Raw genomic sequence first — 9,926 nt, 5'->3', positions numbered from 1 at the left:
CAGCCAGCGTGTCGGCTTTCGTCAGAGAGGGCCAGGAGGCTGTAATCATCGGCGCGATCGTTCTGGCAAGCTGCGTCCTGAGCTTCACCCAGGAGTACGGTGCTTCACGGGCGACCGAAGCACTGAAACAGCGTATTTCGCGCAAGGCGATAGTGTTGCGCGATGGCGTAGAGTGCTCGATTGCTGCCGAAGATATCGTGCCGGGCGACTTGATCCGGCTTTCGGCAGGAAACCTCATTCCTGCGGACGGCATCATTCTGGACGCGCGCGATTTCAATGTCAGTGAGGCTGTGCTGACCGGTGAAACCTTTCCCGTCGTGAAGGCACCGGGGCGGTCGACGCCAGAGGCTTCGCTTGCGCAGCGCACCAATGCGGTCTTCACGGGCACTTCGGTTCGTAGCGGTACTGCAACCGTGCTTGCCGCGGCGACAGGCGCCCGCACCGAATTCGCATCGATCGCCGCAGCCCTCGAGCGGAAAATTCCGGAAACGGGCTTTGCCCGGGGGATAAGACAGTTCGGCTACCTGATGACCGAGATCATGCTGGCGATTGTCATCCTGGTATTCTTTGCCAATTTGATGCTGCACCGACCGCTGATTGAATCGCTGCTGTTTTCGTTGGCACTGGCGGTTGGCCTCACGCCGGAACTGCTTCCGGCGATCATCAGTGTGACGCTGGCGCGAGGGGCTCGCGCCATGGCGGCCAACGGCGTGATCGTGCGCCGTCTCGATGCCATCGAAAACCTGGGCAGCATGGACCTGCTGTGCACCGACAAGACCGGCACGCTGACGGACGGCGTGATCCACCTCGACGGTTGGCTCGATGTCGATGGCAATGCGTCGGCCGACATACTGCTTTGGGCCCGTCTCAACGCGACCCTGCAGACCGGATTGAAGAACCCGCTGGACGAAGCGATCGCCGGTGCGACGGGCGAGGGTGCATCATTGGCCGCCTTCACCAAGGTCGACGAAATCCCCTATGATTTCATCCGCAAGCGTCTATCCGTAATTGTGCGGAGCACCGAAGACCTTCTGATTACCAAAGGCGCGGTACAAAATGTCCTCGAAATCTGCTCCTTCGTCCACACAGCCAAGGGGTTGGAACCCCTCGATGCAACGCACCGTGCGGCGATCGACGACAAATTCCGGCGCTGGAGCGCGGACGGCTACCGCGTGCTGGGCGTGGCGATCCGTCGATTTGAGAGCCGGAAAACGTTTAGCAGGACTGATGAAATCGATCTCGCCTTCGCGGGCTTCCTGCTTTTCCTCGACCCGCCCAAGAAAGGCGTCAAGGAGACGCTTGCCGATCTCGCCCACCGCGGCATCGCGGTAAAGGTCATTTCGGGCGACAATCGCTACGTTGCCGCGCACCTTGCCCAGGCGGTCGGCCTACGCGCCGACAGGATCATGACCGGCGAGGCGCTTTCGAAATTGACCAAGAGCGCGCTCTTTGCAGGCGTTCAGCACACTGACCTCTTCGTTGAAATCGATCCCAACCAGAAGGAGCGCATCGTTCAGGCCTTGCGGAGCAGGGGGCATGTGGTTGGTTATCTCGGTGATGGCATCAATGATGCGCCGGCTCTCCATGAGGCAGATATTGGCATCTCGGTCGACACCGCTGTCGATGTCGCGCGCGAGGCCGCCGACATTATCCTTCTCAAGCAGGATCTGGGTGTGCTCGTGCGCGGCGTCGACGACGGCCGCAAGACATTCGCCAACACCATGAAGTATATCTCCATCACCACCAGCGCCAATTTCGGCAACATGATCAGCATGGCTATTGCCTCGCTTTTCCTGCCTTTCCTGCCGCTTCTGGCAGCGCAGATCCTGCTCAACAATTTCCTTTCCGACGTGCCTTCTCTGGCGATCGCGAGCGACAATGTGGATCCAGACCAGCTGCGCCGGCCGCGCCACTGGGACATCCGTTTTGTACGGCGGTTCATGATCAGCTTTGGCCTGGTCAGCTCGCTGTTCGATTTCGCGACGTTCGCGTTCCTGCTGTTCGTCGCTCACGCCACGGCGGCTGCCTTCCAGACCGGCTGGTTTGTCGAATCGTTGCTGACGGAGCTTGCGATCGTTCTCATTGTGCGCACACACAAAGCTTTCTGGGCAAGCCGTCCGAGCCCGTTGCTTGCCTGGCTTACGTTGGCTGTCGGGGTTGTTGCGATCATGATCCCCTATCTGCCGTTTGCTGCCTGGTTCGGCTTCGTGCCCTTGCCACTGCCCGTGCTTGCCGGGCTTGTCGCTATCACCGCGCTTTATCTCCTGGCCTCGGAGGCGACCAAGCGTTGGTTCTTTGGACGGGAGAGCCGCCAGTCGCAGCGGATGATCGATAGAGTCTCCAAACCTCATGCTGCCTACTCGAGGTTATAGACCGGTGCGGGAGGCTTGAGGCGATGATGAAAAGAAGCGCGGGCATTCTGCCCTATCGCAGATCAAGCAATGGGCTGCAGGTGCTGCTCGTCCATCCGGGCGGCCCTTTCTGGCAAAGCCGCGATCTTGGCGCCTGGTCCGTCGCCAAGGGCGAGTATGACAACAGCGAGCTGCCAGAAGCCGCGGCGCGGCGCGAATTCCAGGAAGAGACAGGTTGGGAGCCAAAGGGAGCCCTGCTCAATCTGGGAGAGTTGCGCCAGCGAAAGAGCAAAATCATCACTGCTTTCGCGCTGGAAGGCAATTTCGATACCGCAACGTTGCGCAGCAACATGTTTGAGATGGAATGGCCACGACGCAGCGGCCGCAAGCAGTCATTTCCCGAGGTGGATCGCAGTGCATGGCTGGATCTGGACCCGGCCCGGGCAAAACTGCTTGCCGGTCAACGGCCCTTTCTAGACCGCCTTGCCGCTTCGGTTTTGCGCCACGCAGCCCGTTGATCGAGATCAACGCCACCTGCCGCCAACATGGCAATAATGGCGAGTAGGCAGGAGTGATCAACATGAGCTTTCTCGATTACCTGATTTCGGTCGACGCCAGAACGGCTCTGATGGGTCGCATGATGCGGACGCTCGGCGTCGACAGACACCTGAAGGTCGTGGCAGACCATGCCGCAGTCACCAATCGGGCGGTGAGCCGCTGCCGTGCCTGCGGCCATCAGGACGAATGTATGACCTGGCTCGATGAACACGAGCATGCGAGCGAGCCACCGGACTATTGCCACAACCGTGACCTGATTGCCCGGTTGCAACACGTATCTGGCTAGCGATAGCGGCTCCTACACAGGACGCGGCCGCTCGACGGACGTCATCGCTCAATTGCAGCACTGCTGTGAATGATGACAAAACCAATGGATTTAACGCCGACGCCGCTGCGTTTGGCGTGGCGGCGTCGGAGTAACCTGCCGTGACCCGCAAGCAGAAGCGACTGTCTGTGATCAGCGGAGGGCTGGCCTTCCTCGGCGCGGCCACCGGGTTGACCTTTTATGCGCTCGGCCAGAAAGCCTCCTATTTCTACATGCCAGCCGAGCTGACCACTGCCAGTGTGCAACCCGGCCAGCGCATCAGGCTGGGCGGTTTGGTCGAGAAAGGCAGTATCACCCGCGGGCAGGGCGCAACGGTCGCCTTCTCGGTCACCGACACGCAAAAATCGGTCAAGGTCACCTATATCGGTATCCTTCCTGATCTGTTCCGTGAGGAGCAGGGCGTCATCACCGAGGGCTCCTTCAATCCGGATGGCGTATTCGTCGCAGACAGTGTTCTGGCGAAGCATGACGAGCGCTATATGCCCAAGGATGTGGCCGACGGGCTCAAGGCCAAGGGCGTCTGGCAGGAAAGCACGGGTGAGTAGCCGGGTGCAAAAGCCGCCGCGCGGCGCGACACCAATCGATTGCAGCCAGCGGCCGCCAACCTGGTTTACACCGATCGCGCGGTGCGCCCGCGACGCACGGTTCCCCAGTTCAGGAAACCAGGAGCACGGACATCGGTCCGGCGCAGAAAAGATTGTCCTTCACCATTTTGACGCCGGCGACGTTTTCCGCGGCGACAATGGCCGCCTGGCGCTGGCGTTCGTCAAATATGGCGCCACTCAGTTCGACCGCGCCATTTTCCACGACGACGCGGATCAAATCGGCATTGGCCCATTTCTGTGCCGAGAACTCCGCGACAATATTCTGCTGGATCTCGTTGTCGCTGACGGTGTTTGACGCCGCGTTTGTCGAAACACGCAACAGCGCGCGGAGCAGATCGGAGCGGGCAATCATGCCAACGACCATTCCGTGCTCGACGATTGGGATGCGTTTGACGCGGTGCTTGGTCATCAGTTCGACGATCTGCTCGATCGACGCTATGGGAGGAGCGGTCAGGACGCTGTCGGTCATAACCTCCTCGACCAACCGTCCATTGGCGAGGACATACTCCTGCGCAAGGCTTCCCGGGCCGACCAGAAATTCCAGCCAGCGTGGGCGCTTGCGCTGCGTGCCCAATTCTCTGCGGCGAAGAAAATCACCTTCACTGACGATTCCCACAAGGGCACCGTCGTTGCGAATGACGGGAAGGCCGCTGATCTTGTTGGTGAGCATCAATCCGGCCGCCTCGGCGATCGATGCGGACGGATCTATTGCGATGACCGGCTTGCTCATAATGGCTTCGGCTTGCATGTCGCTCTCCGGAGTTTCCAATTCTCCGACTTCTTAGAAGTTAGCTGCACGAAGCGCCTTGATCTGAATCATTTCACCCTCAAGGCAAATGGTCCAAAGGAAGGTCGCAAGTTACGGGCGAATGCCCGTCAACCAGCAATCGCGCTCTTGGCTACATTCACGCCAAGTTCATAGACCAGCAGTCCACCATAGTAAGCCGTCGCGGTTACCAGCATCGCTCCGCCGGCTTCAATCAAAGGGATGGCGATCGTTACAACCCTCATGTCACGGTTCCGCACCCAAAGGGCGAGCCGCACAAGTCCCCAGATCATGAAGGCAAAGGCAGTGATACCTCCCAGGCTTTCGTGGATCTCCGCGATATCACTGCTGAAGCCGGCCGCCTCGGCATGATCCAGGGCAAGACCTCCGAAGAACCAGGTCCCAATGGCGAACACTCCGGCAGCCAGGGCCACAAACGTCGAGATCGTACCGGCGCCCGATCTCCTGGTGACGGCGCTGCCGCCAACCAGCGCCACAAGGTCGATAGCCACGAGCATGTAGATCAGAACGATAGGAAAATGAACCAGAATGGGGTGGATATGCTGAATGGGGATCACGAAAACTCTCCAGAAATTGGTAGGGGACTTTGGATAATTTGCCGGCTTTGCAGCGAGCCTTGGCCCACGACATTGGCAAGCGTCATGTGCTGTGGTGGCCATGCACAGCGAAGGGAAGACCTAGTCGTTTTCGTTGGCCTCATCGCCCTGCCGGTCATCACACGCATCATCATCACTCTTGATGGCTTTCGGGGTGGTGGCGTCCTGCATCGGGATGGCCTGCAGGTCGATCGGGCCGGACTGGTCAACGGACGATGGCGCTCCACATGATCCTTCGTCGGATTCAGCCGCCGCCGGCAGGGCAAAAGTTGTGAGGCCTGCAAGTGCTGCAAAGACAAGCATGGAATTGCGCATGGTCTGGTATCCTTCTCGGCGCGGCCACGATTGGACGCGACAATGCCTGATATGGACCCCTTGCTTGCTGTGGGCTGAGGATGACTGACAGCAAATTGAAAGCTTCAACATGCGACATGCATTGCCGATGAAAAGCCTGTTGATGCGTCTGGCGGTGCTGGGTCTCGCTGGACTTGTCCTGGCCATGCCTCTCGCTGCCCGCGCCGATGAGGACGATGACGGCGACCACGACCGGGCGCGAGATTTGTACGAGCGCGGCGAAATCAAAGGCCTTGCCAACATATTGGACATCGTCCGTGCCAGGGCTCCTGGCGATATTGTTGCGGTCGATCTCATCCGCAAAGCCAACAGATGGGTCTACCGGTTCCAGGTCGTCGGTGCCGATGGCCGACGAAAGACTGTGGAGGTCGATGCCGGAGCCGGTGTCATCATGCGCGATGGGGAGGGTGATTGATGAAGATCCTCCTGGCCGAAGACGAGCCGCGCATCGCTGCCGATATCGCGACCGCCCTCAAAGCGTCCGGAATGGCTGTCGATATCGCAAAGGATGGTGAAGCTGCCTGGTTCGCAGGCGATGTCGAGAATTATGACGCCGCCATTCTGGATCTCGGATTGCCCAAACTCGATGGTCTTACGGTCTTGAAGCGTTGGCGGGCCAATGAGCGCCGGTTTCCGGTTCTCATCCTGACTGCAAGAGGCATGTGGACCGAACGCGTGGACGGCATCAATTCCGGTGCTGACGACTATCTTCCCAAACCTTTTGAAATGGAAGAACTGCTCGCCCGGCTGCGGGCGATCCTGCGTCGCTCGGCCGGGCAGGCGACACCGGTGTTAAGGTCCGGGCCGTTGCTCTTGGACACGCGCCAGATGCGCATTTCGCTTCGTGGCATTCCTGTTTCTCTTTCGCCGCTGGAGTACCGGCTCCTGGCGTTTCTGATGCATCACGCAGGGCGGGTGGTGGCGCCGACCGAACTGGCCGAGCATCTTTACGATTCAGGCAACGACCGCGATCCGAACGCGATCGAGGTCATTGTTGCACGGCTGCGGCGGAAGCTCGGCAGCGATGTCATCGAAACACGACGCGGGTTCGGGTACCTGATGCCCGATGGTCCCACCTGATGAGCAACTCTATCCGCTTCAGGTTGTGGTTCGCGGCAACGATCTCGATTCTTGTCGCACTCGGCATCGCCGGCGCCGGCTTGCGCTATCTGTTCGAACTGCACGTCGAGCGGCGCGTGGTGGGCGAGCTGACAGTCGACCTCAACGAACTGATCGGCGCGACGACCTTCACAAGCGATGGCCGCCTTGTCGTGACCCCGGTGCTGACCGACCCGCGGTTTGCCAATCCGCTCTCCGGCTACTACTGGCAGGTGGAGGACATCGCTACCGGCAGCCTTGAGCGTTCGCGATCATTGTGGGACGCCAAGCTGCTTCTGCCTGCCCACAGCGAAACTGGTGGGCTGAGAACGGTCGAGGAGTTCACAGGCCCGGGCGGAGAACTCAGTATTGCGGTCGAGCGCACGATCATCGATGCCGGAGGCCGTTCCTTTCGCGCTATCATGGCGGAAGATCATCGAACCGTTGAGGTGTCTGTAAGCGAATACGTCCGCGACCTTGCTCCGGCTCTCTTGATGCTCGCGGCAGTCCTCATGGCCGCGTTTTTCATCCAGATCACCATCGGCCTTGCACCGCTGGAAACCTTGCGTGCCGCCGTTGGAAGCGTGATAGCACAGCGAACAGCACGGCTCGATGTGGTGGCACCAAGCGAGGTGCAGCCGCTCGCGGACGAAATCAATCGTCTTCTCGATGCACAGGAGAAGGCGCTAGCGCGAGCCCGCTCGCGCGCCACAGATCTGGCGCATGGCCTCAAGACACCACTCCAAGTGCTGTCGGCCGACATCCGCGCCTTGCGGAAAAAAGGCGAAACAGAGCTGGCCGACGAGATCGAGAAGAGCGCCGGAGCGATCCGACGCCATGTCGAGCGGGAGCTCGCCCGTGCACGCCTCGCGCCCGGCGTCTCCGGCAAGGCATCCTGCCTTGTGTCGGACGTGGCGGCTGGCGTCATTGCCGTGGTCAAACGGACACCAAGCGGCAAGCAGTTGTCATTTATCACGGACGTCGCGGAAGATTTGAGGGCGCCAATCGACGAAGGCGACTTGTCGGAAATTCTCGGCAATCTTGTCGAGAACGCCGCGCGTTATGCAAAATCCTCAGTCCGTGTCGGCGCATCCACTGCCTGGGACGAGGTGACCGTCAGTGTTGCTGATGATGGCCCAGGTATACCGGATGCCGATCGCGAGTCCGCGCTGTCACGTGGTGTCCAGCTCGACAGCAGGGGCGGCAGCAGGGGTCTTGGCCTTGCCATCGTTTCCGACATCGTCGAAGCTTATGGCGGACGCCTTGCCATGGCCAACGCCGGTCCGGGTCTGGTCGTGACAATTTCCTTGCCGCGACACGGTTGAGCCTGCTTCAGGCGAAACCCGGGAAATAGTCGACCTTAATCTTCGAGCGGCGAACGCCCATGGCCAACAGCTTCTGGCGCAGCGCCTTGACCATCGCCTGCGGGCCGGAAATGTAGAATGTGCGCTCAAGGTAGTCGGGTATGGCCAGACGTATCAGGCCCTCGTCGATGTATCCGGGATATTGCCCGCGCTCGGCACCGCGCGCCACAGCGTGGATCGTCTTGATGCCAAGTTCCTGCCTGGCCGCGCCAAGCACGTCGCGATAAGCGATGTCCTGCTGGCCCTCTGTTCCGTAGAGGATGACGATCGGTCGCCGCTCCTTGCGGTCGATGAGATATTGCAGCATCGAGCGGAACGGCGTGACGCCGATGCCTCCGGCCAGGAACGCGATCTTGGTTTCACGCCGGGTGGGCAGCGTGAAGTTGCCGGCCAGTTGCGCGGCATGGATCGTTCTGCCTGGCTTCATAGCCATTAGTTCCCGCTTGAAGGCACTTGATTGCGGATAGAACTTGACACCGAGACGGACTGTTTCCTCCGTCGGCGCCGAGGCGACCGTGAAATAGCGGCGGTTGCCGCGGTTGTCGGCACGATCGAGGCCAAGCGTCCATTCGAGATACTGTCCGGCCTCGAAGGCGAGTTTGCTTGGAGACCGGAACACGAAGTCAAAGCTGTCGACGGCCGATTGCTCTATGCGTTCCAAGGTCAGCACGAAGCGCCCCTTGGGGCCTGCCGCATAGGCAAACAGGTTGCCGGCAAGCAGCGCCAGTTCCGGCGTGAAATAGAACGAGCCGATATGGATGTTGGGAGCAAACAGGAAGCCGACGACGGCGGCAAAGACGATGCGCGCCCAACGCATCGCCGGCGCCGTCAGTGGCTCGGTCAGCATTACGAAGGCGAAGAACAGCAGGGGCGACGAACCCAAGGTCTCCGCAAACGCGGTCCAGTACTGCGACGGGTCGCTGGTTGCCAGAATGGTCGCAAGCGCTACGATCACAAAGGTCGATACAAGATCAAGCCGGCGCAATTTGCGGACAATGAGCATGCCGCCAACGAGCACGAGTGGAAGCAACGGCAGATTGCCGCCAACCCACCAGGTGGCCGGTTGGTCGAGCAGCAGCGCGGACAGCGCCACGCCCAGTGCAGCCGGATTGAAAAGGTGCTTCCGGCCGACGGCGAGAATGAACTTGGATGAAATCGCCCAGACGGCTGTGAATGCCACCGCCGCGACCCCCTTTATGTCCGTGATCGCTACCGGATCGAGGATCAGGGCCAGGATGAGGGCGGTGATATAGACGGACTCGTTGTTGGCCGGGACCGCAAAGATCCGCGCAAAAACCTTGTTGGTGATCCAGCAGGCGGCCAGAGCAAGCGCTGTCGTGAAGGCAAGCGCAATCGGATCATGCGGCACCAGCTTGACGAAGCCGAGCACGAACGCCGCCCCAACCAGCGCCATCAGATAGTAGAGGACCAGCCTGTACATTGTCAGATGATCGAGGAAACGGTCGATGGTTTTGATCATGGCAGGCAAAGGGCTCCGAACCCGGTTGTCGGCGTGGCGCGGCCATTGGCGTCGACGAGATAGCCCTCCAGGCCAGGCATCTGCTCGATGAAGAGAATGCCGTCCCGTCCCATGGCGAAGGCTGCGGTGGCGAAACGATCGGCTTCGAGCACATCGGCGCCGATAACGGTGAGGCTGACAATGTCCTCGATCGGACTGCCAATACCATGAGGGTTGTAGATGTGTTGACCGCGGACATAGGTGCCGGAGGTTGCGACACCGCGACCTCGGGGATAGACGATCTTTACGATCTCATTCGCATTGAAGGGATTGAGGATGCCGACGCTCCAGTCATGGCCCAAGGCATTCTTGCCGCTGGACTGGACGTCACCTCCCGCTTCGATGAAGAAATCGCTGATGCCGGCTCGC

Annotated in this window: 12 protein-coding genes; 7 read left to right on the top strand and 5 right to left on the bottom strand. The window is 60.2% G+C overall.

Annotation, left to right across the window (positions count from 1 at the left end; translation table 11 throughout):
• The 4 genes from mgtA to ccmE form a co-directional block, all read left to right on the top strand.
• The coding region (mgtA, locus tag EN932_RS19880; protein ID WP_128369000.1) for a magnesium-translocating P-type ATPase at positions 1-2,372 on the top strand (2,372 nt) is incomplete at its 5' end.
• Positions 2,373-2,395: 23 nt separating this feature from the next.
• Positions 2,396-2,869: an NUDIX domain-containing protein gene (locus EN932_RS19875; protein ID WP_128368999.1), complete on the top strand. Its 474-nt coding sequence runs from the start codon at positions 2,396-2,398 to the stop codon at positions 2,867-2,869.
• Positions 2,870-2,931: 62 nt separating this feature from the next.
• Positions 2,932-3,195 carry a DUF6455 family protein gene (locus tag EN932_RS19870; RefSeq protein ID WP_128368998.1) on the top strand — a complete coding sequence of 88 codons (264 nt, stop codon included), beginning with the start codon at positions 2,932-2,934 and terminating at the stop codon, positions 3,193-3,195.
• A 140-nt stretch (positions 3,196-3,335) separates the two neighbouring features.
• Positions 3,336-3,779 (top strand): cytochrome c maturation protein CcmE, encoded by a 444-nt coding sequence (ccmE, locus tag EN932_RS19865; RefSeq protein ID WP_128368997.1) that lies wholly within the window; start codon positions 3,336-3,338, stop codon positions 3,777-3,779.
• A gap of 109 nt (positions 3,780-3,888) precedes the next feature.
• Here ccmE and EN932_RS19860 read toward each other — a convergent pair whose 3' ends face one another.
• From EN932_RS19860 to EN932_RS19850, 3 genes are all read right to left on the bottom strand, one after another.
• Positions 3,889-4,587, bottom strand: a complete 699-nt coding sequence (locus EN932_RS19860) for a CBS domain-containing protein (RefSeq protein ID WP_128368996.1) — start codon at positions 4,585-4,587, stop codon at positions 3,889-3,891.
• A 128-nt stretch (positions 4,588-4,715) separates the two neighbouring features.
• On the bottom strand, positions 4,716-5,183 hold the full coding sequence (locus tag EN932_RS19855; RefSeq protein WP_128368995.1) for a DUF2231 domain-containing protein: 468 nt from the start codon (positions 5,181-5,183) through the stop codon (positions 4,716-4,718).
• Between the two features lie 120 nt (positions 5,184-5,303).
• Positions 5,304-5,537, bottom strand: coding sequence for a hypothetical protein (locus EN932_RS19850; RefSeq protein WP_128368994.1), 234 nt, complete (start codon positions 5,535-5,537; stop codon positions 5,304-5,306).
• 109 nt (positions 5,538-5,646) lie between these two features.
• On the opposite strand from EN932_RS19850, the gene EN932_RS19845 reads away from it, so the two are divergent.
• From EN932_RS19845 to EN932_RS19835, 3 genes are all read left to right on the top strand, one after another.
• Positions 5,647-5,991: a PepSY domain-containing protein gene (locus tag EN932_RS19845; RefSeq protein WP_245483297.1), complete on the top strand. Its 345-nt coding sequence runs from the start codon at positions 5,647-5,649 to the stop codon at positions 5,989-5,991.
• Complete coding sequence (locus EN932_RS19840) at positions 5,991-6,656, top strand: response regulator transcription factor (RefSeq protein ID WP_128368993.1); 666 nt, start codon at positions 5,991-5,993, stop codon at positions 6,654-6,656. Before EN932_RS19845 ends, EN932_RS19840 begins: the two co-directional genes overlap by 1 nt.
• Before the next feature lie 80 nt (positions 6,657-6,736).
• Positions 6,737-7,999 (top strand): HAMP domain-containing sensor histidine kinase, encoded by a 1,263-nt coding sequence (locus EN932_RS19835; protein ID WP_245483296.1) that lies wholly within the window; start codon positions 6,737-6,739, stop codon positions 7,997-7,999.
• A gap of 7 nt (positions 8,000-8,006) precedes the next feature.
• Here the strand turns inward: EN932_RS19835 and EN932_RS19830 are convergent, their stop codons facing one another.
• Both EN932_RS19830 and EN932_RS19825 read right to left on the bottom strand, forming a co-directional pair.
• Positions 8,007-9,518, bottom strand: coding sequence for an RnfABCDGE type electron transport complex subunit D (locus tag EN932_RS19830; RefSeq protein ID WP_128368991.1), 1,512 nt, complete (start codon positions 9,516-9,518; stop codon positions 8,007-8,009).
• Positions 9,515-9,926 (bottom strand): FAD:protein FMN transferase (locus EN932_RS19825; protein WP_206618947.1); only part of this gene is annotated, 412 nt, incomplete at its 5' end. The genes EN932_RS19830 and EN932_RS19825, both read right to left, overlap by 4 nt.

The organism is Mesorhizobium sp. M7A.F.Ca.US.002.01.1.1, assembly GCF_004022955.1.
Taxonomy (GTDB): domain Bacteria; phylum Pseudomonadota; class Alphaproteobacteria; order Rhizobiales; family Rhizobiaceae; genus Mesorhizobium; species Mesorhizobium ciceri.
The sequence above is the reverse complement of the archived record's forward strand: the minus strand, read 5'-3'. Positions and strand labels throughout refer to the sequence as shown.

Excerpts from the sequence above, each read along its gene's own strand:
- EN932_RS19860 (WP_128368996.1), bottom strand. The coding sequence starts at position 4,587 with ATGCAAGCCGAAGCCATTATGAGCAAGCCGGTCATCGCAATAGATCCG.
- EN932_RS19845 (WP_245483297.1), top strand. The coding sequence starts at position 5,647 with ATGCGACATGCATTGCCGATGAAAAGCCTGTTGATGCGTCTGGCGGTG.
- EN932_RS19850 (WP_128368994.1), bottom strand. The coding sequence starts at position 5,537 with ATGCGCAATTCCATGCTTGTCTTTGCAGCACTTGCAGGCCTCACAACT.
- EN932_RS19875 (WP_128368999.1), top strand. The coding sequence starts at position 2,396 with ATGATGAAAAGAAGCGCGGGCATTCTGCCCTATCGCAGATCAAGCAAT.
- EN932_RS19840 (WP_128368993.1), top strand. The coding sequence starts at position 5,991 with ATGAAGATCCTCCTGGCCGAAGACGAGCCGCGCATCGCTGCCGATATC.
- EN932_RS19830 (WP_128368991.1), bottom strand. The coding sequence starts at position 9,518 with ATGATCAAAACCATCGACCGTTTCCTCGATCATCTGACAATGTACAGG.
- EN932_RS19870 (WP_128368998.1), top strand. The coding sequence starts at position 2,932 with ATGAGCTTTCTCGATTACCTGATTTCGGTCGACGCCAGAACGGCTCTG.